The sequence below is a fragment of the Palleronia sp. THAF1 genome, assembly GCF_009363795.1.
Lineage (GTDB): Bacteria > Pseudomonadota > Alphaproteobacteria > Rhodobacterales > Rhodobacteraceae > Palleronia.
In genome coordinates, this window is record NZ_CP045420.1 from 2,798,796 (window position 1) to 2,824,859 (window position 26,064).

Below are 26,064 nucleotides of genomic sequence, written 5' to 3' on the forward strand. Positions count from 1 at the left end.
TCCTTCAGGTGCTGTAGTCGCGTTGGTCGTCGATGACCTTGCCATCGCGGGGCAGGCTGCCGGGGGCGACGGTTTCCACCGTGCCGCGCAGTTTCAGAATGTCGCGCACGACGTCATCGGCGTTCTGCGGATCGCCGCCTTCCAGAGCCACGTGCATCGCGTCGGCCTCACCGTCGCGGGTGACTGTGACACGGGCGCGATCCACACCCAGCTTCGCCACCAGATCGGCGACCTGTTCGAGGCGGACGAACATGCCTTTGATCTTGGCGGTCTGATCCGCCCGCCCCATCCAGCCCTTGATCCGCATGTTCGTGCGCCCGCACGGCGACTGGCCTGGCAGAACGGCGCTTAGATCGCCAGTAGCGAACCGGATCAGCGGGTACAGCGGGTTAAGCGATGTGACGACAACTTCGCCTACTTCTCCCTCGGCCACGGGATCACCGGTTCCGGGAGTGACGATTTCGACGATCATCCCGTCATCGACGATCAAACCCTCCATGGCATCGGACTCGTAGGCGATGTTGCCCAGATCTGCGGTGGCGTAGCACTGGCGGCAAGCGATACCGCGCTCGGTGTAGACGTCACGCAGCGATGGGAACAGCGCACCGCCAGAGACAGCAGCCTTGGTGATCGCCAGCGACAGGCCAAGCTCATCCGCCTTTTCCAGCATGACCTTAAGGTAGTCCGGAGTGCCTGCGTAGGCCGTGACGCCCAGCTGGGCCGCCGCCTTCACCTGCAGTTCGGTCTGGCCCGTTCCGGCGGGCAGCGTCACCGCGCCCACAGCCCGCGCGCCGGACTCGAACATCATGCCGGCGGGCGTCAGGTGATAACCGAAACAGTTCTGCACCATGTCGCCCGCGCCGATCCCACAAGCGCGCAGGAAACGCCCCAGACGGAAGAAATCGCCATCGACGCGGCCCGGTTCATAGATCGGGCCGGGCGATTGAAAGACATGGGTGAAGTCGGACAGCGGACCGGTCAGCCCGCCCAGTGGCGGATGCTCGGACTGCAGGCGCACAAGGTCCGACTTACGCATCACCGGCAGGTTGGCCAGCGCGGCAGCATCTGTGATCTCGCCCGCATCAACGCTATCCAGATCGTAACCGGGCAAGCCCTGCGCGCGAGCGATCTGCGCAGGCAGGTCGCGGGCGATGTCGGCGGCGCGCTCATCCGCGCTACGGAATTCAAGTTTGGTGCTCATGCGGCCTCTCTATCCGACCCATCGCGGGCCATGCCATGTCAAAGGGGCGCTATTGGATAACGCCCCCTTCATCTTGTCGAAAATACTCATATCGAGGGAAAAATCAGCTAAGCCAGCGCTTGCGACGGCGGTAGGATCGGGTGTCGCGGAACGACTTCCGCCCCTCGTCCGACATGCCAAGGTAGAACTCTTTCACGTCCGGGTTCTCGCGCAGGTCGGCGGCCTTGCCGTCCATCACGACGCGGCCCGACTCCAGGATATAGCCCTGATGGGCAAAGCGCAGGGCGACGTTGGTATTCTGCTCGGCCAGAAGGAAGGACACGCCCTCTTTCTCGTTCAGGTCCTTCACGATCCCGAAGATTTCTTCCACCAGTTGCGGAGCAAGGCCCATGGACGGCTCGTCCAGCAACACGGTTTCGGGCCGGGACATGAGCGCGCGCCCGATGGCGCACATCTGCTGCTCGCCGCCCGAGGTATAGCCCGCCTGGCTTTTGCGCCGCTCTTTCAGGCGCGGGAAATAGGTGTAGACAAGGTCCAGGTCATCTTCGACCTTCCGCCGTCCGTCACCGCGCGTATAGGCGCCGGTCATCAGATTCTCTTCGATGGTCAGGTGTTCGAAGCAGTGGCGGCCCTCCATCACCTGAATGACGCCACGCTTGACCATATCGGCTGGAGCCATCCCTTCGATCCGGTCGCCGCGATACAGGATCTGCCCCTTGGTGACCTCTCCGCGTTCGGACTTCAGCAGGCGCGATACGGCCTTCAGCGTGGTCGTCTTGCCCGCGCCGTTGCCTCCCAGAAGCGCCGTGATGCCGCCCTTTTTCACCGACAGGGACACGCCCTTCAAAACCAGAATGACCGAGTTGTAGATCACCTCGATGTTCTTCACGTCGAGAAGCGTGTCGTCACCCTCGGGCGTGGCACGGGTCAGCGTTTCAGTGTCGGTCGCGGTCATGAATCAACCCTTCATACGGCTGGGGAATGGCTCGGGCAGTTGCCCGCCCGAGCCGGAGTCGCCTTACTCGCAGCGACGCTCGATGTTGTTTTCGGCCGCGTAGGCGGTCGCGTCCTCTTCCACCAAGCGCTGGATCAGGTCCTGATCCGACTGAATGTAGTCGGTCAGCACTTCCCAGCTGTCGGCTTCGGCGTTCCACTGGTTGATCGCGGCCTGACCCGATCCGCCGTGGTTTGAACAGGACGCCGAGAACGTCGGGCCGAACCCTTCAAGACCAAGCTCGGTCATGGTCTCTTCCGTCATCTCCAGCTGCTCCATCCCGTCACGCATCTGCGCGGGCGTGATGTCGGTCACACCGTGGATTTCCTGCGCCTTCTTTGCGCCTTCCACGGCGATCATCGCCGCATAGATGCCCCGGTTGTACAGAACCGTTCCGGCCTGATCGCCAGCGCCTGCGGCCAAGCCCTTGGACCAGACGTATTCTTCCAGGTCGTCGTAGAGCGCGAAGTCATCGCCCACGGCGTGGAAGTTCAGCGCCTTGTAGCCACTTGCCCGGTCACCCGCAGGGCGCACGTCGTTCTCGGATCCGGACCACCAGATGCCGATGAACTGGTCCATCGGATAGCGAATGTTCACCGCTTCCTGGATGGCAACCTGGTTCATCACACCCCAGCCCCACATGATCACATTGTCGGGCTGTTCGCGGCGGATCTGCAGCCACTGGGATTTCTGCTCCTGACCAGGGTGGTCGACGGGCAGTTCCATCAGTTCGAACCCATGCTCTTCGGACAGCTCTGTCAGCGTGCGGATCGGCTCCTTGCCGTAGGCAGAGTTGTGGTAGACCAGCGCGATCTTCTTGCCCTCCAGCGATCCGTCGTTCTCGTCCAGCAAGTACTTGATGGCAACGGAGGCGCCGTCCCAGTAGGTGGCGGGGTAGTTGAAGATCCACTCGAAGACCTCACCGTCCGACGCGGAGGTGCGGCCATAGCCCAACGTGTGCATCGGGATGCCGTCGGCGGACACGCGCGGGATCAGCTGGTAGGTGATGCCGGTGGACAGCGGTTGATACAGCAGTGCGCCTTCGCCCTTGGTGGACTCGTAGCATTCCACGCCCTTCTCGGTGTTATAGCCGGTCTCGCATTCGATCATGTTGATCATTTCGCCACCGATACCGCCATCACGCTCATTGATCAGCGTGAAGTAGTCGGCGTAGCCGTCGGCGAAGGGGATGCCGTTAGCGGCATATGGACCGGTGCGGTAGCTAAGCGACGGGAACGTGAGTTCCGCCATGACAGGTCCGGCACAAACCGATCCCAGCACCATCGCGGTGATTAGCTTCTTCATGTGTCTTCCTCCCAGAAGGCCCCGTTCGCCGGGGCAGTTTGTTGTGGGCGCAAGGCCCCCATGACTGAACCCTAGTGCGGGAACGGCCACATCCGCAATTTCTCCTTCGTGATCCGCCACAGCTGCGCCATCCCGTGCGGCTCGGCGATCAGGAACAGAACGATCAACCCGCCAGAGATCATGAACTGCAAATGCGCAGCCAGATCGGTGGGCCAGCCCAACCCGTCCACCAGCACGTTCTTCAGCAGCACCGGCAGCAAGACCATGAAGGCCGCGCCAAGGAACGACCCAAGGATAGAGCCCAGCCCCCCGATGATGATCATGAACAGCACAAGGAACGATTTGTTGATGCCGAAGGCTTCGCCCACTTCGACGGCACCAAGGTAGACGGCGAAGAACAGCGCGCCCGACACACCGATGAAGAAGGACGAGATACCGAAAGCCGATAGCTTGGCCCGTAGAGGATTCACGCCGATGATCTCTGCCGCGATGTCCATGTCGCGGATCGCCATCCATTTGCGGCCCATGGACCCGCGCGTCAGGTTGCGGCAAATCCAGGCGCTGGCGATTACGAAAACCAAGCAGAACAGATAGGTCGCCCAGGCCTGCGTCTCCGGCCCGGTGATGCGGAACCCCATCAGCGTCCGCTCGGGCGCGCTGATCTGGCCTGAAGCAGAGTAGTTGTAGAACCACCCCACCCGGTTGAACAGCCAGACTAGGAAGAACTGCGCGGCCAGCGTTGCGACGGCTAGGTAGAACCCCTTGATCCGCAAGCTCGGCAGACCGAACAACATCCCCACGGCGGCGGTGATCAGGCCAGAGATGATGACGTGAAACGCGATATTCACGTCCGGGAATGCCGTCATCAGCTTGTAGCAGCTATAAGCCCCCACTGCCATGAACCCGCCCGTGCCCAACGAGACCTGCCCGCAATAGCCGGTCAGGATGTTCAGCCCCAGTGCGGCGATGGCGTAGATCAGGAACGGCAAGAATACCGCGTTGACCCAATAGTCGTTGACGATGAACGGAATGACCGCCAACGCCACCGCCAGCAACGCCCAGTAGGCCCACCGATCCAGCTTGATCGGAAAAGTCTGGCTGTCGTCGCCATAGCTTGTCTTGAAGTCGCCTGCCTCACGATACAGCATCGCCTATCCCTTTCCCTTGACCCGGCCCGCGCCCCAGAAGCACAGGGCCGCGAAGACCAGAACACCCGCAACCCGTAGCCACGGCATCCCACCCGTCTCGGCAATTGCGGCGCGATAGATCACCACGATCAGCACCGCGATGGCCATCATGCCCAGCAGGCTGAGTGTCTGACTGACCATCTTCATCGTTCCGAAAATACCTCCGCCGGAGGCGGCGCGACGCTAGACACGCTCAATGATCTTCTCCCCAAACAGGCCCTGCGGACGGAACACCAGGAAGACCAGCGCCAGCACATAGGCAAACCAGTTTTCGGTCGCGCCGCCGACCATGGGTCCGATCAGGAATTCGAACAGCTTTTCCCCCACACCGATGATCAGGCCGCCCACGATCGCGCCGGGGATAGAGGTGAAGCCCCCCAGCATCAGCACCGGCAGCGCCTTCAGCGCGATCAATGACAGCGAAAACTGCACTCCCGATTTCGCGCCCCACATGACGCCCGCGACCAAGGCCACGAAACCCGCAAGGGACCACACCAGCACCCAGATGAAGTTCAGCGAAATCCCGACCGACAGTGCGGCCTGGTGATCGTCCGCCACCGCACGCATGGCCCGGCCCTGCTTGGTATATTGCGAGAACATCACCAGCGCGATCACAAGGATCGCTGCGATGATCGTCGCGGTGATGTCCAGGTTGTCGATGAAAAAGCCGTAGCCGAAGACGCCATAGGTGTTTTCGTCGATCCACATGTTGATGCCCTGCGGCAGGCCCACGTCCAGCGTCTTGATGTCGGACCCCCACATCATGTCGCCCAGGCCTTCTAGGAAATAGGCCAGACCGATCGTCGCCATGAACAGGATGATGGGCTCTTGATTCACAAGGTGACGGAACACGAGCTGGTTCACGATCCACGCGAACAGCACCATCACCGCCATCGTAAGCAGGATCGCGGCCAGCGCCGGAACCTCCCATCCGAAGCCGTGAATTTCGGTGCCGAAGACGGCGTTGATCAGATGCTCGAACGGCACCTGCCCTTCCATGATCCCCACCAGCGTCAGCGCCGCAAACAGCGCCATGACGCCCTGCGCATAGTTGAAGATACCCGAAGCCTTGAAAATCAGCACAAAGCCAAGTGCGACAAGCGCGTAAAGCACGCCCGCCATCAGGCCATTCAGCGTGACCTCCATCGCGAAGAGCAGTTGATCGGGCATCTCGGCCTCTCCTCCCTTTCGCCCCGTGACCGACGTTTCGCCGGAGTATTTTTGAAAACAAAGAAGGGGCGGGGCGGCCCTTCCTTGCGGTCGGTTTAGTCGTGGGCGACGCCAAGATAGGCGTCGATGACTTCCTGGTTGTTGCGCACCTCGTCCGGGGTGCCGTCGCCGATCTTGCGGCCGTAATCCATGACGACGACACGGTCCGACAGGTCCATGACCACGCCCATATCATGCTCGATCAGGGCGATGGTGGTGCCCATTTCGTCGTTCACGTCGAGGATATAGCGGGACATATCCTCTTTTTCCTCGACGTTCATGCCCGCCATCGGCTCGTCCAGCAGCAGCAGATCGGGTTCCGCCGCCAGCGCCCGCGCCAGTTCGACGCGTTTTTTAAGGCCGTAGGGCAAGCGGCCCACGGGTGTCTTGCGGATGTGCTGGATCTCCAAGAAGTCGATGATCCGCTCGACCTTGGCGCGGTTCTCGGTTTCCTCGCGCTTGGCCTTGCCGAACCAGATGGACTGCGCGAACAGGCCCGCGCTCATGTCGTTCAGGCGGCCCGTCATCACGTTGTCGAGGACCGTCATCCCCTCGAACAGGGCAATGTTCTGAAAGGTGCGGGCGATGCCGTCGCGGGCAACCTGATAGGGCTTCATCTGCGGGCGGCGCTCGCCCCGGAACCAGACCTCGCCTTCTTGCGGGACATAGAAGCCCGAGATGACGTTGAGCATTGACGATTTGCCCGCCCCGTTCGGACCGATGATGGCGCGGATCTCGCCTTCGCGGATGTCGAAAGAGATATTCTTGATCGCCTCCACCCCGCCGAAGCGCAGGGTGATGTTGCGCAGATCGAGGATCTGGCCGCCAATGGTGCGCCCGTCGGCGGTGATGTGGGGTTTGATGTCGGCGGTATCTTTCATGAGCCCGTCTTTCGAACGTAACCCGAGAAACCGCAGGCAGCGCCATGGAAGCTACTGCAACCCGGCCCTTGATCTACGATATAGGATAAAGGTCCATCCTGTTTCATCGTTACTTTGCAAGACTGGCCAAATTCGGCGGTACTTACGGTCCAGTTCCCATTACTCAATTCATCAACTCTCCCTTGGATTTCGCCCAAGCAGCCGCGACCTTTAAGAATCAGATTTGCGTTTTGGCCCTGCACAAACATAGAAAGGGAGGCATTGTCGCCGTTTCCAGAATAGCTTCCGTCTAAGGAATTTCGTGAAACCTCTGCGGTGTTCACGCAGCCTGTAAGAATTGTACTGACTACAAAAAGACTGACTGTGTTCAAAGGCTTCATTCCGCCGCCTCCCGCATGTCACTCCGCACGGGAAACACCTTGGCGTCCACGATTCTAAGCGTCGCCTTGATCTTGCCCTTGCGGCCATCTTCGTAGGTCACTTCGGTCTCGGTGTAGATCTCGTCCTTGCCCTCGTACAAAGCGCCGACGAGATCCTCGAACTTCTCTCCGATCACCTTGCGGCGGACCTTTTGGGTGCGGGTCAGTTCGCCGTCGTCCGCGTCGAGCTGCTTGTGCAGCACGCAGAAGCGGTGGACCTGGCAGCCCGACAGCATGGGGTCCTGCGCCACGCTTTCGTTCGTTTCCGCCACGTGTTCGGCCATCATCTCCAGCACCTTCGGATGCTGCGACAGTTCCTGGTAAGAGCCATAAGAGACGTTGTTGCGCTCGGCCCAGTTGCCTACTGCGTTCAGGTCGATGTTCAGGAAGGCCATGCAGTTGTCACGGCCCGCGCCGAAGACGACGGCCTCCAGGATGTTGGGGAAGAACTTCAGCTTGTTCTCGACATACTTGGGCGCGAACATACCGCCCGTGGCCAGCTTGCCCACGTCCTTGGCCCGGTCGATGATGCGCAGGTGGCCGGTGTCGTCCTCGATGAAGCCTGCATCGCCGGTGGCGACCCAGCCCTCGGAATCCTTTGTGTCCGCCGTGCTTTCGGGGTTCTTGAAGTATTCCACGAAGGTGCCGGGCGAACGGTAGTAGACCTCTCCATTCTCGGCGATGCGGATTTCGACGCCGGGGGATGGCACGCCGACGGTGTCGGACCGGACCTGACTGTCAGGCTGCTGGGTGATGAAGACGGTCGCCTCTGTCTGGCCATAGAGCTGCTTCAGATTGATGCCGAGGCCGCGGTAGAAATCGAAGATCTCCGGCCCGATGGCCTCTCCCGCTGTGTAGCCGACGCGGATACGGCTGAAACCCAAGGTGTTCTTCAGCGGGCCGTAGACCATCGCCTCGCCGATACGGTATTTCAGGCGATCCCACGCGCTGACGATTTCGCCGTCCAGTATCTTCGGCCCGACCTTCTGCGCATGGTCCATAAAGTGGTGGAACATGCCGCGTTTCAGACGACCCGAATCCTCCATCCGGATCATCACGGTGGTCAGTTGGCCTTCGAACACACGGGGCGGCGCGAAGTAGTAGGTGGGGCCGATCTCGCGCAGGTCGGCCTGCATCGTGTCGGGGCTTTCGGGGCAGTTGACGCAGAAGCCCGCCCAATAGGCCTGCCCGATGGTGAAGATGAAATCGCCCACCCAGGCCATAGGCAGGTAGGCAAGGATCTCTTCCTGCTCGGTCAGGTTGTCGAAATCGCAAGATGCCTTGGCGGTTTCGATGATGTTCCGGTTCGATAGAACGACGCCTTTGGGGCGGCCCGTCGTGCCAGAGGTATAAAGCATGATGCAGGTATCATCGTACTGCGCGGCATCCCGGCGGGTCTGCATCTCTGCGCCCAGATCGTCGCGCTTGGCACGGCCCCGATCTTGTAGGTCGGCATAGGCGATCAGACGCGGGTCGTCGTATTTCCGAAGGCCGCGCGGGTCGAGGTAGACGATCTTGCGGATGCGGTCGTTGTCCTGCGCGGCATCCATCATCTTGTCGACCTGCTCCTGGTCGCCGACAATGGCCATGACGGCTTCTGCATGGTCCAGCTGGTAGCCGATCTCTTCGGGGGCGGCATCCTGATAGATCGGCACCGGAATCCCGCCCGCGCATTGCACAGCAACCATCGCCCAATACAGGCCCGGTCGGTTGCGGCCCGAGATGATGACATGTTCGCGCGGCTGCAGCCCGGCGTCGATCAGGCCCAGCGCCAGCGCTTCGATCTCGTCACGCGTTTCGGCCCAGGTCCAGCTTTGCCAGATCCCGAATTCCTTTTCGCGATAGGCCGCGCGGCCTGATAAACGGTCTGCGTTCCGCGCCAACAGCGCAGGGATGGAGACGACGGTCTCGGTCAAAGCTGATCCTCCCGGTGGTCGATGTTTCGACCGGATCCGTCGTTCGATGCGACGGCTTGGGACAGAGCGTTGCGGAGTTTTGTCAAAGGGTCAAGTCGACGATTGCACACACTGGGTTTGGGGCGGGCATTGTCGGCGGCGCGGGGCTTCGATAGGCCGTTTCGGCAAGGCATAGGGAGACAAGCGGTATGGGAGAGATCGTTCTTGTCCGGCACGGACAGGCCAACAGCGAGGCGACCTCGGAAGAGGACTACGACCGCCTTAGCGATCTGGGCTTTCAGCAGGCAGGCTGGCTGGGAGAGTGGCTGACGCGGTTCGAGACGCCGTTCGATGCCATCTTGTCCGGCACCCTGCGCCGCCACAGAGAGACCGCGCAGGCGATGGGCGTGGATGCTAAGGCCGACGCGCGCCTGAACGAGATGGATTACTTCAACCTTGGCCGCGCTTTAGCCGACCGGCACGGCATTCCCATGCCCGACAGTGATGGGTTCGCAGAGCACGCACCCAAGGTCATGCGCGCCTGGCACGCGGCAGAAATCATGGGCAACGAGAGTTTTGCGGATTTTGAAGGCCGGATTGTCGATGTGTTGACCGAAGCCGCCGCACCGGGGCGGCGCGTGCTTTGCGTGACCAGCGGCGGTGTCATCGGGATCGCTCTGCGGCATGTTCTGGGGCTCGATACCGACCGGCTGGCCTACGCCATGCTGCCGATCCACAACGCGTCGATCCACCGCTTCCACATCCGCCCCGAAGCGATGGTGATGAGCCAGTACAACGCCACCCCGCATCTTGACGCGTATCCGAATGCGCGCACGCACTACTAGGAGGCACCCGATGACGCATCTCTGGGTCCGCGCCGAAAACCGCGACAACGAGGAACGGGTGGGGATCACGCCGGACGGCGTCGCCGCGCTGATCGCACAGGGGATGCGCGTGACAGTGGAAGACAGCCGCCAGCGCGCGCTGCCGTTGCAGCCCTACCTGGAGGCCGGGGCCGACCGCGCGGACGAGGGCGCGTGGGTGGACGCGCCGCGCGATGCGCTGATCTTCGGGCTGAAGGAACTGCCCGACGATGGAACTCCCCTACCCCACCGCCACATCATGTTCGGCCATGCCTACAAGGATCAGGCCGACGGGAAACGCCTGCTCGCCCGCTTCCGCGAGGGCGGCGGCGCGCTTTATGATCTGGAGTATCTCGTGGATGAGGATGGCCGCCGCGTCGCCGCCTTCGGCTACTGGGCGGGCTTCGCGGGCGCGGCCGTATCGGTCATGGCCTGTGCCGCGCAACAGCGCGGCGCGGTCTGCCCCGCAGTCGGCACCTATACCAGCGCCGACGCTTTGGTGGCCGAGCTGCGGCACGGAATAAACCGGGATGCCTTGGCCGTCCCCGATGCGCTGATCATCGGGGCTCTGGGGCGCGTGGGCACGGGTGCGGCGGACCTGTGCGACCGGCTTGGTATTGCGACGACCAAGTGGGACATGGCGGAAACGGCAAGCGGCGGACCGTTCCCGCAGGTGCTGGAGCACGGGCTTTTCCTGAACTGCATCCTCGCCGGACCGCAGACGCCGGTTTTCGTGCCCGCCGACGCCGGAAAGCGCACCCGCGCGCTGTCGGTGATCGGGGATATCGCTTGCGACCCCACCAGCCCGTTCAACCCGGTCCCGGTCTATGACCGAGCGACCACGTGGGACGCGCCGGTGGTGCGGGTCCAGGACGCGCCGCCGCTGGATGTAATGGCGATCGACAACCTGCCCGCGATGCTGCCCGTGGAATCCTCGGAAGACTTCGCGGGCCAGTTGCTGCCGCATCTTTTGGCTTTGGATGCGATGGAAGATGGCGTTTGGGGCCGGGCGCACGCGATGTTCAAGCGTCATGCGGGCTGAACGCGGGATCCAGGTATTTGTAGAACGATGAAACAAGGAGACGGCGCATGACGATCCATTGGTGCGGAACGGGGCTGTCGGCGGTGCCGGGGCTGAAGCGTTTGCTCGATGCAGGCCGCGACCTGGTGGTCTGGAACCGCACGGTTGAGACGGCGCGCGCCGTGGCCGGGCCGGACGCCGATGTGCGGGCTTTCGATCTGGACGCCTTGGCGGCGGCTTTGCAGGCAGGCGATGTGGTTGTGTCGATGCTGCCCGCGGCGATGCATGTGGCGCTGGCCACCCGCGCCATCGACGCGGGCGCGCATTTCGTGTCGTCGTCGTACATCGCGCCAGAGATGCGCGCGCTGGATGACGCCGCGCACGAAGCGGGCGTGTCAGTGGTGAACGAAATCGGCCTCGATCCCGGTATCGACCACCTGTTCGCCCACGACCTGATGGCCGACTATCGCGCCTCGGATGCATTCGATCCGGCCAACCAGTTACATTTCCTCAGCTACTGCGGCGGCATCCCTAAGGTCCCGAACCCATTTCGATACAAGTTCTCATGGTCGCCGCTGGGGGTGCTGACGGCCCTGCGCTCGCCGTCGCGCAGCTTGCGGAACGGGGACGTCTTCGACGCGGCCCGACCGTGGGAGGCACTGTCGCGCTACGATGCGCCCTTGCCCCAGCCCGAAACGTTCGAGGTCTACCCCAACCGCGACTCGCTGCCGTTCATGGCGGAATACGGGTTCGATCCGGCATGGGACGTGCGCGACTTCGTACGCGGCACGCTGCGGTTGGACGGCTGGGCGAGCGCTTGGGGCGAGGTGTTCGAGCGCGTCGAAACGGCGGACGACGCCACCCTGCGCGACATGGCGCGGGCCTTCTGGCGCGACAATGCCTACGACGCGGGCGAGCCGGACCGCGTGGTGATGGTGGTCGATCTACGCGCGGCGCGGGACGGCGCGGACGTCTATCACAAGACCTGGGTCATGGATGCCTGGGGCGATGCAGACGGCACCGCGATGGCACGTCTTGTGTCCAACCCGGTGGCCCGCGCGGTCGAGGCCGTAGCGGCGGGCGACATGCCGTCTGGCGTGCAGGCCGCGCCGTCGCGCCCCGATCAGGTCGCAGCCTTCATCGACGAGGTGCGCAGCCTCGCGCAGCACGTCGAACGGGTGGACCGCCTTAGCTGACGATCTTGTAGTACAGGCTATCGGGCAGGAAGTTCAGGCCGCGCAGAGCGGTGGCAAGACCGGTGGGAAAGTTATGTGCGAAGCCGTTGGTACCCATGTGCTTGAACACCTCTTCCGCCGCCTCTTCCGGCTCCATGATCTGGGGCATCTTGAAGTCGTTCTTGTCGGTCAGGCGCGTGCGGATGAAACCGGGATTGACCAGTTGCACGTCGACGCCGGTGTCTTTCAGATCAGCATACATGCCTTCGGCCAGCACCATGACGCCCGCTTTGGACGCGGCGTAGCCGATGGAGTTCGGCAGCCCCCGGAACCCCGAAAGCGACCCGGTCAGAACGATATGGCCTGCATCACGCGCGACCATCGCGGGCACGACGTGGCCCAGCACGCGGACAGCGCCGGTGAAGTTAATGTCGGCCATCGCGGTGATTTCCTTGGGCGTCCATTCGGTCGCCCCCTGGGGCCAGTAGACGCCTGCCAGGAAGACCAGCCCATCGATCTGTCCGACCTTTTCCGCCGCCACCGCGACGCTGTCGTCATCGGACACATCACAAGCCACGACCTCTGCCGGGCCCGAAAGCTCGGACGCAAGATCGGTCAGGCGATCTTCGGACCGGGCGGACAGGATGACGGTTACACCCGCGTCGCTCAGCCGCGTCGCGACCATACGGCCCAAGCCTTCGGAGGCTCCGACGATCCAGTAGCGCTTGTTGGTGAAATCGCGGCTCATACGGTGCGGTCCTCTCGGGAAATCGTGGCGATGAGTTCGGCGACCAGCACGCCGCCTTTGCGGAACTGACTGCGGTTCACGATGGTCCCGCTGTCGTTCAGGTACATCCAATCAGAGACGTCGAGCAGGTGCCCGCCTGCGTCTTCGGGAATGCGAATGCGGTAGTTCAACTGCATCGCCGGGCCGACGATCTGGCCGCGGCCGCGCCCTTCGGTGTCGTCGGCTTCGGCTACGACACGTCCAGTATCGTCAACCTGCAGATGCCATGCGCGGTGTTGTTCGGCCCCGCCGTCGTAGCGGAAATCGACCTCTATCATGCCGTTGTCCCCGTCGAAGCTGCCGGTCATCACCGCGCGAAATCGCGACGACACGCGCCCGGTCGGGCCGAAGATGACACCGTCGCAGATGTTGCGACCGGCCAGATGCACGCGCGGATCCAAGTCGGGGCCAAGTCCAAGGTAGTCCGATGGAGATTGGCCCCGAAACGACAGAAATCTGCTGCGCATTACAAAAACGACGACTGCAATCGACAAAAGAACCGTCAGGTAGACAAAGACTTCCACGTAGCTCTCCACGCCCCGGATCCGGGGTTAACTATGTCAAATCACATCGCTAGCTCGTCGTAAAACTCAATCGTGGTGCGACAAGATCGGTTCCATCACAGCTTTGCCCGATGGCGACGCGCTGACCTCATGGTCGGGCGCCTCAGGACGCTGGCGATAGCGCGCGCCTTTCCACCACAGGACCAGTGCCTGCCAGTGGATCAAAGCCAGCACGCGCCGTGCCCCGAAAGGCCGCCGCAACATGGCTTTCGCCGCGCTCGCGGTCGTCATTGGGGCCCGCTTACCGGTCAACGTGGCGACCAGGCCGTCGGGTCCGTCCGAAAAGTCGATGCGGATGGCGATCCGGTCGGGGCGGATGTCGAAGGTGAAGGCGTAATCGCCCCCGATGCGCTGGAAGGGAGAGACGTGGAAGACCTTTGCCGCGCGCAACGTGTCGGAGGCTGTGATCGCCGCCAGGTCGTCGCGGTGGCACAGGTAGGAGTGACGGTCGCCGAAGGTGTTCGACACCTCGGCAATCACGGCACGCAGATCATCCTCCGTGTCCCGGATCAGCCAGAAGCTGACAGGGTTGAACACGTGCCCCAGCACGCGCGGTTGGGCCAGCAATTCGATCCGGTGGGCGATGTGGGCAAGCTGATGGTCGTCCAGCACTTGCCGCACCCAAGCGGCCCCCTGCCCCTGTTTTGGCGCACCGCCGTGGTCGGAATCGTGCAGCGACAGCAGATTGCCACCGTTGCGAGAGAACAAAGCGGGCCCCGTCACGTCATCCTCTGCATCGAGCAGCACGTAGTCGATTCCGTAGGTAAAGCGGTTTCCGATTCGATCCTTGCGCCCGTGGAAGGTCGTGCCCGCGATATGCTCGACCCGTGGCACGCTACTCGGCCGCCAGCCGCGCCGATTGCGCCAGCAGGGCGTCGGTCACATCCACGGCACTGGCGAAGCCGTCTTCGTGGAAACCGTCCCGCATCCACGCGCCGCAGAACCACGTGGCGCGCGTACCGTTCATCGCGCGGATGGCCCTTCGGCCCTGTTCGGCTGCGGCGTCATAGACCGGATGGCGGAACTCGCATTGGTCGTAGATCAGCGCTTCGTCGATCGGCGTCGTGGCGTTCAGCGTCACGAACAGCGGATCGTCCTTGGGGATCGGTTGCAGCGTGTTCATCCAGTAAGTCAGGTCGATCCGTTCCGGTCGTGGACCATCGGGCGCACAGTAGTTCCAAGCGGACCAGACCGCGCGCCGTTTGGGCATCTGGCGCGCATCAGCATGGAGCACCATGCTGTTGAACTGGTAGCGCACTGCGCCCAGCGCGGCCCGTTCCTCGGGCGAGGGATCAGCCAGCAAGGCCAGCGCATCGTCGGAATGGGTGGCGAAGATCACTTGGTCGAAAGACTGCACCTCCGCTCCCGCAATGCGCACCTGCGCGCCCCCGGCACGCGAAACCGATTGCACCGCAGCCCCCGTGCGGATCGTGACACCCGCATGGCGCAGGGCTGCTTCCAAACGCCAGACATACTCGACCGAGCCGCCCTTGACCGTCAGCCATTGGTGCTGGCCGGTGTGGTGCAAAAGGGCGTGGTTCTTGAAGAAGCGGATCAGCGCATCGGCGGGGAAATCAAGGATGCCCTGCGAGGGCGTCGACCATATCGCGCCGGATAGCGGCAGCAGGTATCGGTCGCGGAACCAATCGCCGGTGCCCAGCCGGTCGAGCAGATCGGATAGCGACATGCCCGGCTGCGCCGTCTCCAGCGCGCGGGCGTTGAACCGCAGGATATCTCGGATCATCCGCAAGAAGCGCGGATCGGCGGCGTTGCGTTTCTGCGCGAACAGAGCGCCCAGGCTGCGCAAGCCGTACTCGAACCGCCCGCCCCCGAAGGATGCACCGAAGCTCATATCGCTGTCTGTGATGGGCACGTTCAGGTCTTCGAACATCTGGACCAGATGCGGATAGTTCACGCGGTTGAACACGATGAAGCCGGTATCCACCGGCTGATCGCCGCGCTTGCCAGCCACCACCGTGCGCGCGTGGCCACCCAGCCTTGGGGCCGCTTCGAACAGCGTGACGCGAGCGGCGTCCTTCAGGCGCCAAGCGGCGGCCATTCCGGAAATGCCGCCACCGATGATGGCGATGCGAGGCTTGGTGCTGGTGTCGAAAGGCATCGTGTCTCCGCGTGTCCAGATCAGGCACGCAGGTGCGCGCGGGCAAGTTTCATCGTGGCAGAAGACATAGAGAACAAGCGGGGGCAAGCGTAGCAGGCGCGACGCTTGGCCTCATTCGCTGGCAACCGTGGTCGGAGGATCGATCTGGGGAGCCAGCTCCTCGAAGTCGAAGTTGTCCAGACGCTTGGATCGTTTCCCCGCCTTTTCGGCAGATATCTTGATCTCTGACACATCCTTGCGCGCCATCTCGAAGTGCTTGTCCAGATTGTTCACGCGCGTGCCGAGGCGTTCCAGATCGCCGTAGAGCATCCCCAACTCCTTGCGGATCGCGCCTGCCTGTTCGCGCATACGGGCGTCTTTCAAAACCGCGCGCATAGTGTTTAGCGTGGCCATGCAGGTGGTCGGCGACACGATCCAGACGCGCGCTTCGAAGCCCTGCCGCACGATATGGGGCAGACGGGCGTGCAACTCGGCGTAGACAGCCTCGGACGGCAGGAACATCAGTGCGCTATCCGCTGTCTCGCCTTCGATGATGTAGCGCTCGCTGATCGCCTTGATGTGAACCAGAACGGCCTGACCCAGCGCTTTCAGCGCGCGGGCCTGCACATCCGACCCTTCGGCGGCGACCAGCGCCTCGTAGGCTTCCAGCGGAAACTTGGCGTCGATGACAATGGGGCCGGGCGGGTTCGGCAGGTGGATCATGCAGTCCGCGCGCTTGCCGTTGGATAGCGTGGCTTGCAGCGAATAGGCGTCGGCCGGCAGCGCCTTGGACACGATGTCGTGCAGCTGGATTTCCCCGAACATCCCCCGCCGCTGCTTGTTCGACAGAATGTCTTGCAATGACAGAACATCGCCCGACAGCTTCTGGATGTTGTCCTGCGCCTTGTCGATCGTGGCGAGCCGTTCCTGCAGGCGGGTCAGCGACTCGGTCGTCTTGGTGGTCTGGCCGTTCAGCACCTCGTTCATGCGCTCTTGCAGCTCAGACATGGACCGCGCCTGTTTCAGCGTGGTGTCATGTAAGCGCTCCCCCATTTGGCGCTGCACTTCGGACAGACGCGCTTCGACCGTATGAAGCACCTGAAGCTGGGTCTTGGCGGCAGTGTCCGATACGGCCTGCAACGCGCCGGACAATTGCGTCTGCCCGGTGCCAAGCTGTGCCATGTCGCCATTCATCCGCCGCAACTCATGTGCCAGCAGTTCCGTGGTGCGGGCAGAGCGTCCGGTGCGCGCGATGGCGACGAACAGCAGAACAAGCGCCAGCAGCCCGGCCAGAGCGGCGGCGGTCAGGCCCAAAGCGACAGGATCGCCCTGCGCGATGCGGGTCAGCCAATCGTCCATCAGCTACGCCCGAACAGGCGTTCGATGTCGGACAGCTTGAGTTCGACATAGGTAGGTCGCCCGTGGTTGCACTGGCCGGAATGGGGCGTCGCTTCCATCTCTCGCAGAAGGGCGTTCATCTCTTCAGCGCGCATCCGGCGACCCGACCGGATAGAGCCGTGGCAGGCCATGCGCGACAGCACAGCTTCGATCCGCGCGCGCACTGAAAGGGTTTCGCCAAGGTCGTCGAGCTCGTCCAGAATGTCCCGCAGCATCGCTTCGGCGTTGATCTCCCCCAGGATCGCGGGGGTTTCGCGAACGGCGATGGCACCTTGGCCGAACGCCTCCAGCGTCAGCCCGACCTGCGCCAACTCATCCGCAAGATCCAGAAGGCGGGCGGCGTCTTGGTCGCCCAACTCCACGATCTCGGGGATCAGCAACGCCTGCGAAGCGACGCCGTTCTCGGCCATCTGCGTCTTCAGCTTTTCATACACCAACCGCTCATGCGCGGCGTGCTGGTCCACGATGACCATCCCGCTCGCGGTCTGGGCAATGATGTAATTCTCATGCACCTGCCCGCGCGCGGCCCCCAGCGGGTGATCGGTCGGCTCTTCGACGGGTGTGTCGATCACAGGATCATCCACGCGGGCGGACACGGGCGCAGACCCCCATTCGAAACCACGCGGCGCTTCCGAGAAACCCGAGCGCGGACGGTCCATCTGATAGACGTGCGGCTGCGACGGCTCTGGCCGCAGCGCGCCGAGCGTGGCATCGGCGACGGTGGTCGACGCGCGGTGCCCGGCATCGGCCAACGCATGCTTCAGCGCGGACACGATCAGGCCGCGCACAACGCCCGGCTCGCGGAAGCGCACTTCAGTCTTGGCGGGATGAACGTTTTGGTCGACGCGTGTGGGGTCGATTTCGACGAAGAGCGCGGCAACGGGATGGCGGTCACGGGACAGGAAGTCCTGGTAGGCGCCGCGCAGCGCGCCGTACAGCAGCTTGTCACGCACGGGACGGCCGTTGACGAACAGGTATTGGTGCGTTGCGTTGCCGCGAGAGTAGGTGGGCAGAGCGGCGAAGCCGGTGACGGTCACGTCCTCTCGGGTGGCGTCCAGACGCAGTGCATTGTCGGCGAAGTCTTTGCCGATCACCCGGGAAAGCCGGGTGTGGAGCGCATCGAACAGGTCGCCCTGTCCGGCATCGGCGCGGAATATCTCGCGCCCCTCACCGCCACCAGACACATCGCGCAGGCAGAAGCCGACCATCGGCTCGGCCATCGCCAACCGCTTGACCACATCGCCGATAGCTTGCGCCTCAGCACGGTCAGATCGTAGGAACTTCAGGCGCGCGGGCGTGGCGTAGAACAGGTCGCGCAATGCCACTACCGTGCCTCGGCGCAGGGCGGCGGGCTTCACCGGATCGGCGTGGCCGCCGCTGACGGTCATGCAAGCGCCTTCACCGTTCATGGCGCGCGATGTGACGGACAGACGTCCAACGGCGGCGAGTGAAGGCAACGCCTCTCCTCGGAAGCCGAAAGAGCGGATATTCAGAAGGTCGCTGCCGTCGATCTTGGATGTGGCGTGGCGCGACAGGGCAAGGGGCAACTCCTCGGGCGTCATGCCGCAGCCGTCATCGGTGACGCGGATTAAGGTCTTGCCGCCGTCGGCATAGTCGATCTCGATCCGTGTCGCGCCGGCGTCGATGGCGTTCTCGACCAGTTCCTTGACCGCCGACGCCGGGCGTTCGACCACCTCACCCGCAGCGATGCGGTTGATGGCGGAGTCGTCCAGCTGTCGGATGACTGGGCGGATATTGGGGTCATGCGCGGTCATGCCACTAGCGATAGCATGGATTGCGGTGCCCGCGAAACGGCTGTCTTGCGCGCAAAGCTCAGAAATCTGTGGAGAGATCGGGCGCGGTTTACGACTTTTTTTCGTAGCTGAAAAATCCAGCTACGAAAAAAAGATGTTAACGCGACACCGCAACAGTCAGCCGCCTACGCCGTCGGGATCGCCGACGACCAGGAAAGACAGGTCTTCGCCCCGGTACACCCGCTCGGCCACCCGCGCGATATCGTCCAGCGTGACGGCCTCGATCTTGTCGTTCCGCGTTGCGATGTAGCTGGTCGGCAGATCATCCAACTGCATGCCCACAAGGATCGACGCGATGTTGGCATTGCCATCGAACCGCAGTGGATAGGATCCGGTCAGGTAGGTCTTCGCGGCGTCCAACTCTTCCTCGGTCACGCCGTCCGCCACGCGGTCCCATTCGGCGCGCACCACGTCGATCAGCTCTGCCGCCGTCGCATTCGACGATTGCGCCTGTCCGCCCACATATTCTGCGAAGTCCATGGGGGCGAGGAACGTGCCGATGCCGTAGGTCAGGCCGCGTTTCACGCGCACCTCTTCCATCAGCCGCGAGTTGAAGCCCGAGCCGCCGAAAATCTCGTTCAGAATGTAGGCGGCGAAGAAGTCCGGGTCGTCGCGTTCGATGCCTTCGTGTCCGAACAGGATCACGGCTTGGGGCGTCGGGTACTCGATCACCTCCACGCCCGGCGCGATCTTCCAGCCTGCATCACCCGGAATCTCTGCTGCGGTAGACTGCGGCAAATCGGAGAACAGCTCGTCCAGGATCGCGCCCAACTCATCCGGCGTAATGTCACCGACCGCGCCGACATACACGTTGTCGCGCACCAAGACGTCGCGGTGGGCCTGCACAACGTCATCGCGGGTCAGGTCCGTTACACTCTCGATCGTGCCGTCTGACACCGAACCGTAGGGATGGTCGCCGAAAGCGCGGGCGTCCCATTCGCGACGGGCGATAGAGCCCGGATCGGTCGCGTCCGAGCGGATGTTCGACAAAACCTGATCGCGCACCCGATCCACGGCATCCTGCGGAAACGACGGCTCGACAAGGCTGCGGCGCAGCAGGTCCACGGCGTCATCGCGGTTCTCGGTCAGGAACCGGGCCGAGATGCTGACGGCGTCGTCGTAGGCATTGTAGGAAAAATCGGCGGCCAGGTCGTCACGCGCGGCGGCGAAGGCCTGCGCGTCCAGATCGCCGGTGCCCTCTTCCAGCGTTGCGGCCATCAGGTTGATGGCACCGCGTTTGCCGGGACGGTCCAAGACCGCACCGGGGCCAAAACGGATTTCCAGCGCGGTGAAGGGGATCGTGTGATCCTCAACCAACCAAGCGTCGATCCCTCCGGGAGAAGTCACTTCCTGAATATCCACCGCCGCGCGAACGGGCAGAGCGGACAGCGAAAGAACGGCAGCAAGGGCGAGGCGCATCATCATTGGACGGTCTCCGTCTGGTCGGGAACGATGGTGGTGGACGCGGCTTCGGTCTCTGTCGGCTCTGCCTCCGGCGGTGCGGTCAACCAGCCGGTGACGGCACGGTCGCGGTCGAACACGTCGCGCGCGGCTTCAATGATCTGCTCTCCGGTGACGGATTGCAGAACGTCCGGCCACGCCTCGACGTCCACGATCGTCAGGCCAGAGGTCAGCGCGCGGCCGTAGCGGTTGGCCAAGGCTTGTGCGCTGTCGGCTTCATAAATCGCCTGCGCCGAGATCTGGCGCTTGATGCGGTCCAACTGCTCAGGATCCACGCCGTCTTCGATAAAGGAGGCGATCTCGCGGTCCAGCGCGGCTTCGGCTTCTTCCAGCGACACGCCAGGCGCGGGCACGATCACCAGCCCGAAGGTCGTATCGTCGTAGGAGGTGCCGTTGTAGAACGCGCTGGTATACAGCGCCTCGCGACTGCCGAATTGCAGGCGAGAGTTCAATTCCGACGTCTGCCCACTGCCCAGTACCTGCGCGAGCAGCGTCAAAGCGGCGGCTTCCTCTTGCGCGCCGGTGTCACGTTCGGGGGCAAGGTAGGTGCGGATCACGTAGGGCTGCGCCACGCGTGCATCTTCATAGACCAAGCGGCGTTCGGCGGTCTGCGGGGGTTCCTGCGGGCGCTCGCGCGGCTCCAGCCCTTCGGTGGGCTCTAACGGGCCGTAATGCTCTTCGGCCAGTGCGCGCACCTCTTCCGGGGTCACATCACCAGCGACGATCAGGATCGCGTTGTTGGGTGCATAGAAGCGTTCGTAGAAGGATACCGCATCTTCCAAGGCCAGCGATTCGACTTCCGACATCCAGCCGATCACGGGGCGGCCATAGGGATGGTTCAGGTATTGCGCGGCATCGCGTTGTTCGGAAAACAGCGCGCCGGGGTCGTTTTCGATCCGCTGGTTGCGCTCTTCCTGAACGACGCGCAGTTCGGTGGCGATATCGCGGTCGTCCAGCTGCAGGTTGCGCATCCGGTCGGCTTCCATCTCCATCATCCGCTCCAGCCGGTCAGAGGCGACGCGCTGGAAATAGGCGGTGTAGTCAGGACCGGTGAACGCATTGTCGGTGCCGCCTTGGCTGGCGACGACGCGACTGAACTCACCCGGCTCCAGATCGTCGGTGCCCTTGAACATCAGGTGTTCCAGGTAGTGCGCCACGCCGGATACGCCCGGCTCTTCGTCGGCGGCACCGACGCGATACCACACCATATGGACCACGACAGGCGCACGGTGGTCTTCCAGAACGACGACCTCCATCCCGTTATCAAGCTCGAAGCTCGACACATCGGCGGCGGTAGCGGACAGGGGGAAGATCGAAGCGGCGAGAACCGCGAGACGACGCAACATGGGCACCTCTATGGGACGGACAGTCGCGCTTGATCTAGGAACGATCTGCGCGGCTGCAATCGGCGCTACGCGGTCGTGATCGACGTGTCAGTTATTCTCGACGGCCTCGGGCGGCGCGGCGGGGGTGCGGACACCGGCACGGCGCAGACGCTCCAGCTCGATATACTGGTCCAACTCCTGCCGCTCGTAGGCCGAGAAGTAGGTGTTCGTGCTGAACAGACGCTCCAGGAATTTGCCACGGTTCTGTTCGCGGAACGCGCGGTCCTCGGCGGCAAGCTGCGCGCGAATATCTGGCTGAACGCCGAATCGCGTGGCCCGCGCGATCAAAGCGGGGCCCTGCACCGGCGCGGTCGCACCACCCTGCCGTCCGCCCAGCGCGGCAATCGCGTCGGACAAAGGCGTCTGATCAGTACGGTTCGCACCGCCCGGCGTCGGCGCGGGCAGGTTCGAGAAGTCGGTGGGCTGTTCCAACGGCTTGTTGGGCAGCACGGCGAATTCATCCGGCCCGGGGCCGTCGTTCGACAAGCGCAGAAGGTCCGGCTCGCCGCTTGCGCAGGCGGCCAGTCCGGCCAGCAGAAGGCACGCGCCCAGTTTGGAAATCTTGCCCATCGGATCACTCCCGTCTCGTCGATCCCAGCCAATAACGTATCCTGCGCGCCGCGTCACGCGGTCTTCGACTTGCCCGTGAACAGGATCAGCCCGACCGCCCCCAGAAAGATCGCGATATCGGCCACGTTGAAGCTGTAGGGGTTCTCGATCCCGCAGCATGTCATGTTCAGAAAGTCCGCCACCGCGCCGTAGACGAAGCGGTCGATCACGTTGCCCAGCGCGCCACCGATCAGCAATCCGCCCGACACCTGACCCCAGTAGCCGGGCCGTTCGCGGTGCATCCAGATGGCGATCCAGACAGAGATTACCAGCGCCACGGCGATCAGGATCCAGCGCGTCGTCTCGGCACTGTTGGCGAAGAGGCCGAAGTTGATGCCTTGATTCCACGCCATGCGGAACGTCAGGAACGGCGGCACCACATCCACGACGCCGCGCGACATCAGACCCAAGACGTGCAGAACGAACACCTTGGTGATCTGATCAAGAGCGAAGGTTACGCCCGCAATGCGCCAGAGCGTGCCCATCAGTGGCGGAAGTGTCGCTGGCCGGTGAAGACCATCGCCAGACCGGCCTCATCCGCGGCGGCGATAACGTCTGCGTCGCGCATGGACCCTCCGGGTTGGATCACGGCGCGCGCGCCTGCCTCAGCTGCCGTCAGCAGCCCGTCGGGGAAGGGGAAGAACGCGTCGGACGCGACCACGGACCCTTGGGTCATCGGCTCGGCCAAGCCCAGCACTTCCGCCATGTCCTGCGCCTTGCGCGCGGCGATGCGGGTGCTGTCCACCCGGCTCATCTGGCCCGCACCGACACCCACCGTCGCGCCATCCTTGGTATAGACGATGGCGTTGGATTTCACGTGCTTCGCGACCGTCCAGGCGAACAGCAGATCCTCCATCTGCGCGTCCGAGGGCGCCAGCTTCGTGACCACCTTCAGATCGGCGCGCGCGACGTGGCCCGCGTCCCGGTCCTGCACCAGATAGCCGCCAGACACCTGCTTCCAGACCGTTCCGGGCGCGCTTGCATTGGCCAAGCCATCCGTCGTCAGCAACCGCAGGTTTTTCTTCGCGGCGAAGATTGCGCGGGCGGCGTCATCCGCGCCCGGGGCCACGACGACTTCGGTGAAGATGCCGGTGATCGCCTGTGCGGTTTCCGCGTCCAGGGGCCTATTCAGCGCGACGATGCCGCCGAACGCCGACGTCCGGTCACAGTCGAACGCGCGGGCGTAGGCCTCGGCCAAGGTCGCGCCCTGCGCCACGCCGCAGGGGTTGGCATGCTTGACAATGACGCAGGTGGGCGCCGCGTCCGCGAACTCGGACACCAGCTCGAAGGCGGCATCCGTGTCGTTGATGTTGTTGTAGGACAGCTCTTTGCCCTGATGCTGCACGGCGCTGGCAACGCCGGGCCGATCGGATCCGTCCACGTAGAAGGCCGCCGACTGATGCGGGTTCTCGCCGTAGCGCATGGTCTGGCGCAGGGTGCCAGCAACTGCGCGGCGGCGGGGATCCGGCTCTTCGATGGCAGCGGCCATCCAGCTGCTGACGGCGGCATCATAGGCGGCGGTGCGGGCGTAGGCGCGCTGCGCCATGGTGCGGCGGAAGCCAAGGCCGGTTTGGCCGTCGTTGCTGTCCAGTTCGACCAGCAGGGCCTTGTAGTCTTCGACATCCACGACCGTCGTGACGAACCCGTGGTTCTTGGCCGCCGCGCGGATCATGGCGGGGCCGCCGATGTCGATGTTCTCGATCGCCTCATCATAGCCCGCACCGCGCGCGACCGTTGCCTCGAACGGGTAGAGGTTCACCACCAGCAGATCGATCCCGCCGATGCCGTGCTCGTCCATCGCCGCAACATGGTCCGCGTTATCGCGCAGCGCCAAAAGGCCGCCGTGCACCTTCGGGTGCAGCGTCTTGACCCGCCCGTCCATCATCTCGGGAAAGCTGGTCACGTCGGCCACGTCACGCACGTCCAGCCCCGCATCGCGCAGGGCCTTGGCAGAGCCGCCGGTAGACAGAAGTTCGACTCCGCGGTCGGCCAGCGCCTGCCCCAATTCGATCAGGCCCGACTTATCGGAAACCGAAATCAGGGCACGTTTGACGGGGTGCAGGTCGGACATAAGCGGCAGGCTCCGGGGCTATCAGACCAGCACGGGCCGGTCCTCGTGGACGATGTCGCGCACCGCATCGGGGGTTTGCCGCGCTTTTGCAAGGGTCCAGCTGACCCGCGTGGCATAGTCGACGGCGGTGGACGACAGCACGATCTGTTCTGTCGGCGTCGGCTCGGCCTCTCCCACATCAAGATAGACGGACGCATTCAGCGATAACGCCGCCGCGCCGGTGTGGCGGAAGATCCAAAGCTCGCCCGACTTCAGCATCAGCTTCAGGCTCTGACCGTCCTCTGCCTCTTGCGCGACCACATCAGGGTGCAGGTGAAAGCGCACCTGAAACGGAATCACGCCACCCGCCCTGTCCAGGGCGCGGTCGAAAGCGCGCTCGTCCTCTCGCTCCACCGTCGCGATCACGTCTTCACCCTGCAAGCCGCGCCCGTCGTGGGACAGATAGAGCTGGCGCACATGGGTCAGCCCGTGGGTGGCGACATACCCGTCATGGCCCGCGATGATACCGGTGGACAAATCACTGCGCCGCCGTTCGATCCGCACGTCGCGGGGGGCGTCGGTCAGGGCGTCTTCGCTGCCTTGACCCAGTCGGGCCGACGATGTGCCGTCCAATGTCAGCGTCGAATGGGATTGCGTCGCGCGCCCCGCACGCCGCCACCGGTCGCCGAAGGTACGCCCCGATCCGCAGTTCACGATCAGCGGACGACGGCCACTGGTCAGCTCAAACGCCAAGGTAGAGGCGTGGGCGGCAATCGACAGCGGCCCCTCTGCCGGGGGCGCCGCGTCCAGAAGCAGGGTCGTGCGTCCATGCGACAGGCGCGCGTATCCCATGGCGCGGTCCGTCGGGGCCTGCGCGCGCTGGCCAGACAGCGCCAGCGCCGTGTCCAGCATCCCCGGCGCGCCACGGCCACCGCCGTGGAACCGCGCCAGCGATCCGTCGGCATGGCGCAGGGTGCGAAGAACGGGGGCCATCGCCTCGATCCGCTTGGCCAGCGACGGCGGCACAGTCTGGCCTGTTTCGACCAGATCGGTGCGGGCGCGCGTCAGATGCTCGAACAGCCACGCCAGCCGTTCGGGATTGCGCGACGGGATCGTGCCGTCCGGGGAAACGAGCGCTTCAACCTCTGCCACCAAGGCCTTCAGTGCCGGCTCGCGTAGTACGCCAAAGCCCTCGACCGACGCCGCGACTGACAACAGCCCCGCCAAAGCCTCGATCCGGCGCGCGCCCTTCGGCGCACGTTTCCACGTTCGGGTCAGCATTTCCGCCTGCACTTGCAACGACGCCGAAATATCCTGCGACCGAGGTTTTTCGTCCGGGATCAGCGTGTTGGCGTGGTCGATCCAACGGCGTGCCCGCTGACCCAGCAGATCGGGCCGCCATCCCTCGCCTTGACCCTTGCCGAACCGGGCGATCCACTGATCGGTCCATTCCCGCGCACGCTCGTCCCCGGCACCGCAGGCGATCAGGTCGTCCAGCCAGCCAAAGCCGTGCAGCGCATCCGTAAAACCGGCTTCCGGCACCGGAAGATCGAAGATAGCCGTCTCAGCCGCGTCGATGTGATAGCCGAAGAACATGAAGCGCCCGACGGCCATCCCCTGCCCGCGCGCGACGCGCCCCACGCTGCGCGGGCCGGGACGGCGCAGCAGAACGGCAGGGCGCGCACGCCGCAGCATGCGCCACAGCGCAATCCGGTCCATCAGGGTTAGGTTGTAGTCTGCCACTGCCCG

23 protein-coding genes are annotated in these 26,064 nt (G+C 63.7%); 3 read left to right on the forward strand and 20 right to left on the reverse strand.

The genetic code is table 11. The features are described from left to right. Positions 1 to 4 precede the first annotated feature (4 nt). The 8 genes from FIU81_RS14005 to FIU81_RS14035 form a co-directional block, all read right to left on the reverse strand. The gene (locus FIU81_RS14005; RefSeq protein ID WP_124110465.1) at positions 5 to 1,201 is read right to left on the reverse strand and encodes a phenylacetate--CoA ligase family protein; all 1,197 of its coding nucleotides are present in this window, start codon (positions 1,199 to 1,201) and stop codon (positions 5 to 7) included. Between the two features lie 103 nt (positions 1,202 to 1,304). Further along, a complete protein-coding gene (locus tag FIU81_RS14010) occupies positions 1,305 to 2,156 on the reverse strand; it encodes an ABC transporter ATP-binding protein (protein ID WP_124110463.1) in 852 nt (283 codons plus the stop codon). A gap of 63 nt (positions 2,157 to 2,219) precedes the next feature. Next, entirely contained in the window at positions 2,220 to 3,500 is a 1,281-nt protein-coding gene (locus FIU81_RS14015) for an ABC transporter substrate-binding protein (protein WP_124110462.1), read from the reverse strand. A 71-nt stretch (positions 3,501 to 3,571) separates the two neighbouring features. Beyond that, positions 3,572 to 4,648: a branched-chain amino acid ABC transporter permease gene (locus tag FIU81_RS14020; RefSeq protein WP_124110461.1), complete on the reverse strand. Its 1,077-nt coding sequence runs from the start codon at positions 4,646 to 4,648 to the stop codon at positions 3,572 to 3,574. 3 nt (positions 4,649 to 4,651) lie between these two features. After that, entirely contained in the window at positions 4,652 to 4,828 is a 177-nt protein-coding gene (locus tag FIU81_RS16790; RefSeq protein WP_172971482.1) for a hypothetical protein, read from the reverse strand. Positions 4,829 to 4,870: 42 nt separating this feature from the next. Further along, positions 4,871 to 5,857: a branched-chain amino acid ABC transporter permease gene (locus tag FIU81_RS14025; protein ID WP_124110459.1), complete on the reverse strand. Its 987-nt coding sequence runs from the start codon at positions 5,855 to 5,857 to the stop codon at positions 4,871 to 4,873. Between the two features lie 95 nt (positions 5,858 to 5,952). Next, complete coding sequence (locus FIU81_RS14030) at positions 5,953 to 6,777, reverse strand: ABC transporter ATP-binding protein (protein ID WP_124110457.1); 825 nt, start codon at positions 6,775 to 6,777, stop codon at positions 5,953 to 5,955. A gap of 376 nt (positions 6,778 to 7,153) precedes the next feature. Then, entirely contained in the window at positions 7,154 to 9,112 is a 1,959-nt protein-coding gene (locus FIU81_RS14035) for an AMP-binding protein (RefSeq protein ID WP_124110456.1), read from the reverse strand. Between the two features lie 188 nt (positions 9,113 to 9,300). Between FIU81_RS14035 and FIU81_RS14040 the strand changes: the two genes are divergently transcribed. From FIU81_RS14040 to FIU81_RS14050, 3 genes are read left to right on the forward strand one after another with little or no spacing between them, the layout of a single operon-like run. Continuing rightward, complete coding sequence (locus tag FIU81_RS14040; RefSeq protein ID WP_124110455.1) at positions 9,301 to 9,936, forward strand: histidine phosphatase family protein; 636 nt, start codon at positions 9,301 to 9,303, stop codon at positions 9,934 to 9,936. 10 nt (positions 9,937 to 9,946) lie between these two features. Then, positions 9,947 to 10,996, forward strand: coding sequence for a saccharopine dehydrogenase (locus FIU81_RS14045; RefSeq protein ID WP_124110454.1), 1,050 nt, complete (start codon positions 9,947 to 9,949; stop codon positions 10,994 to 10,996). A gap of 47 nt (positions 10,997 to 11,043) precedes the next feature. Beyond that, entirely contained in the window at positions 11,044 to 12,171 is a 1,128-nt protein-coding gene (locus FIU81_RS14050; protein ID WP_124110452.1) for a saccharopine dehydrogenase C-terminal domain-containing protein, read from the forward strand. On the opposite strand, the gene FIU81_RS14055 is transcribed toward FIU81_RS14050, so the two are convergent. From FIU81_RS14055 to FIU81_RS14110, 12 genes are all read right to left on the reverse strand, one after another. Beyond that, entirely contained in the window at positions 12,164 to 12,898 is a 735-nt protein-coding gene (locus FIU81_RS14055; RefSeq protein ID WP_124110451.1) for an SDR family NAD(P)-dependent oxidoreductase, read from the reverse strand. The two genes, FIU81_RS14050 and FIU81_RS14055, sit on opposite strands and share 8 nt — an antisense overlap. Then, a complete protein-coding gene (locus FIU81_RS14060; RefSeq protein WP_254695929.1) occupies positions 12,895 to 13,404 on the reverse strand; it encodes a DUF3833 family protein in 510 nt (169 codons plus the stop codon). Before FIU81_RS14060 ends, FIU81_RS14055 begins: the two co-directional genes overlap by 4 nt. Positions 13,405 to 13,527: 123 nt before the next feature. Next, positions 13,528 to 14,334, reverse strand: coding sequence for a DUF1365 domain-containing protein (locus FIU81_RS14065; RefSeq protein ID WP_124110450.1), 807 nt, complete (start codon positions 14,332 to 14,334; stop codon positions 13,528 to 13,530). Between the two features lies 1 nt (position 14,335). Continuing rightward, positions 14,336 to 15,619 carry an NAD(P)/FAD-dependent oxidoreductase gene (locus FIU81_RS14070; RefSeq protein ID WP_124110449.1) on the reverse strand — a complete coding sequence of 428 codons (1,284 nt, stop codon included), beginning with the start codon at positions 15,617 to 15,619 and terminating at the stop codon, positions 14,336 to 14,338. A gap of 111 nt (positions 15,620 to 15,730) precedes the next feature. Beyond that, on the reverse strand, positions 15,731 to 16,957 hold the full coding sequence (locus tag FIU81_RS14075; RefSeq protein ID WP_124110448.1) for a DNA recombination protein RmuC: 1,227 nt from the start codon (positions 16,955 to 16,957) through the stop codon (positions 15,731 to 15,733). Beyond that, the gene (gene mutL, locus FIU81_RS14080; protein WP_124110447.1) at positions 16,957 to 18,771 is read right to left on the reverse strand and encodes a DNA mismatch repair endonuclease MutL; all 1,815 of its coding nucleotides are present in this window, start codon (positions 18,769 to 18,771) and stop codon (positions 16,957 to 16,959) included. Before mutL ends, FIU81_RS14075 begins: the two co-directional genes overlap by 1 nt. Before the next feature lie 156 nt (positions 18,772 to 18,927). After that, positions 18,928 to 20,229, reverse strand: a complete 1,302-nt coding sequence (locus tag FIU81_RS14085) for a M16 family metallopeptidase (RefSeq protein WP_124110777.1) — start codon at positions 20,227 to 20,229, stop codon at positions 18,928 to 18,930. A 2-nt stretch (positions 20,230 to 20,231) separates the two neighbouring features. Continuing rightward, positions 20,232 to 21,617 (reverse strand): M16 family metallopeptidase, encoded by a 1,386-nt coding sequence (locus tag FIU81_RS14090; protein ID WP_124110446.1) that lies wholly within the window; start codon positions 21,615 to 21,617, stop codon positions 20,232 to 20,234. A gap of 87 nt (positions 21,618 to 21,704) precedes the next feature. Continuing rightward, positions 21,705 to 22,226, reverse strand: coding sequence for a DUF3035 domain-containing protein (locus FIU81_RS14095; RefSeq protein WP_124110445.1), 522 nt, complete (start codon positions 22,224 to 22,226; stop codon positions 21,705 to 21,707). 53 nt (positions 22,227 to 22,279) lie between these two features. Further along, positions 22,280 to 22,750 (reverse strand): signal peptidase II, encoded by a 471-nt coding sequence (gene lspA / locus FIU81_RS14100; protein WP_124110444.1) that lies wholly within the window; start codon positions 22,748 to 22,750, stop codon positions 22,280 to 22,282. Next, positions 22,750 to 24,336, reverse strand: coding sequence for a bifunctional phosphoribosylaminoimidazolecarboxamide formyltransferase/IMP cyclohydrolase (gene purH, locus FIU81_RS14105; protein ID WP_124110443.1), 1,587 nt, complete (start codon positions 24,334 to 24,336; stop codon positions 22,750 to 22,752). Before purH ends, lspA begins: the two co-directional genes overlap by 1 nt. A 21-nt stretch (positions 24,337 to 24,357) precedes the next feature. After that, positions 24,358 to 26,058 carry a heparinase II/III family protein gene (locus FIU81_RS14110; protein ID WP_254695930.1) on the reverse strand — a complete coding sequence of 567 codons (1,701 nt, stop codon included), beginning with the start codon at positions 26,056 to 26,058 and terminating at the stop codon, positions 24,358 to 24,360. Positions 26,059 to 26,064 lie beyond the last annotated feature (6 nt).

Excerpts from the sequence above, each read along its gene's own strand:
- FIU81_RS14005 (WP_124110465.1), bottom strand. The coding sequence starts at position 1,201 with ATGAGCACCAAACTTGAATTCCGTAGCGCGGATGAGCGCGCCGCCGAC.
- FIU81_RS14010 (WP_124110463.1), bottom strand. The coding sequence starts at position 2,156 with ATGACCGCGACCGACACTGAAACGCTGACCCGTGCCACGCCCGAGGGT.
- FIU81_RS14015 (WP_124110462.1), bottom strand. The coding sequence starts at position 3,500 with ATGAAGAAGCTAATCACCGCGATGGTGCTGGGATCGGTTTGTGCCGGA.
- FIU81_RS14020 (WP_124110461.1), bottom strand. The coding sequence starts at position 4,648 with ATGCTGTATCGTGAGGCAGGCGACTTCAAGACAAGCTATGGCGACGAC.
- FIU81_RS16790 (WP_172971482.1), bottom strand. The coding sequence starts at position 4,828 with ATGGTCAGTCAGACACTCAGCCTGCTGGGCATGATGGCCATCGCGGTG.
- FIU81_RS14025 (WP_124110459.1), bottom strand. The coding sequence starts at position 5,857 with ATGCCCGATCAACTGCTCTTCGCGATGGAGGTCACGCTGAATGGCCTG.
- FIU81_RS14030 (WP_124110457.1), bottom strand. The coding sequence starts at position 6,777 with ATGAAAGATACCGCCGACATCAAACCCCACATCACCGCCGACGGGCGC.
- FIU81_RS14040 (WP_124110455.1), top strand. The coding sequence starts at position 9,301 with ATGGGAGAGATCGTTCTTGTCCGGCACGGACAGGCCAACAGCGAGGCG.
- FIU81_RS14045 (WP_124110454.1), top strand. The coding sequence starts at position 9,947 with ATGACGCATCTCTGGGTCCGCGCCGAAAACCGCGACAACGAGGAACGG.
- FIU81_RS14050 (WP_124110452.1), top strand. The coding sequence starts at position 11,044 with ATGACGATCCATTGGTGCGGAACGGGGCTGTCGGCGGTGCCGGGGCTG.
- FIU81_RS14055 (WP_124110451.1), bottom strand. The coding sequence starts at position 12,898 with ATGAGCCGCGATTTCACCAACAAGCGCTACTGGATCGTCGGAGCCTCC.
- FIU81_RS14060 (WP_254695929.1), bottom strand. The coding sequence starts at position 13,404 with ATGCGCAGCAGATTTCTGTCGTTTCGGGGCCAATCTCCATCGGACTAC.
- FIU81_RS14070 (WP_124110449.1), bottom strand. The coding sequence starts at position 15,619 with ATGCCTTTCGACACCAGCACCAAGCCTCGCATCGCCATCATCGGTGGC.
- FIU81_RS14075 (WP_124110448.1), bottom strand. The coding sequence starts at position 16,957 with ATGGACGATTGGCTGACCCGCATCGCGCAGGGCGATCCTGTCGCTTTG.
- mutL (WP_124110447.1), bottom strand. The coding sequence starts at position 18,771 with ATGACCGCGCATGACCCCAATATCCGCCCAGTCATCCGACAGCTGGAC.
- FIU81_RS14085 (WP_124110777.1), bottom strand. The coding sequence starts at position 20,229 with ATGCGCCTCGCCCTTGCTGCCGTTCTTTCGCTGTCCGCTCTGCCCGTT.
- FIU81_RS14090 (WP_124110446.1), bottom strand. The coding sequence starts at position 21,617 with ATGTTGCGTCGTCTCGCGGTTCTCGCCGCTTCGATCTTCCCCCTGTCC.
- FIU81_RS14095 (WP_124110445.1), bottom strand. The coding sequence starts at position 22,226 with ATGGGCAAGATTTCCAAACTGGGCGCGTGCCTTCTGCTGGCCGGACTG.
- lspA (WP_124110444.1), bottom strand. The coding sequence starts at position 22,750 with ATGGGCACGCTCTGGCGCATTGCGGGCGTAACCTTCGCTCTTGATCAG.
- purH (WP_124110443.1), bottom strand. The coding sequence starts at position 24,336 with ATGTCCGACCTGCACCCCGTCAAACGTGCCCTGATTTCGGTTTCCGAT.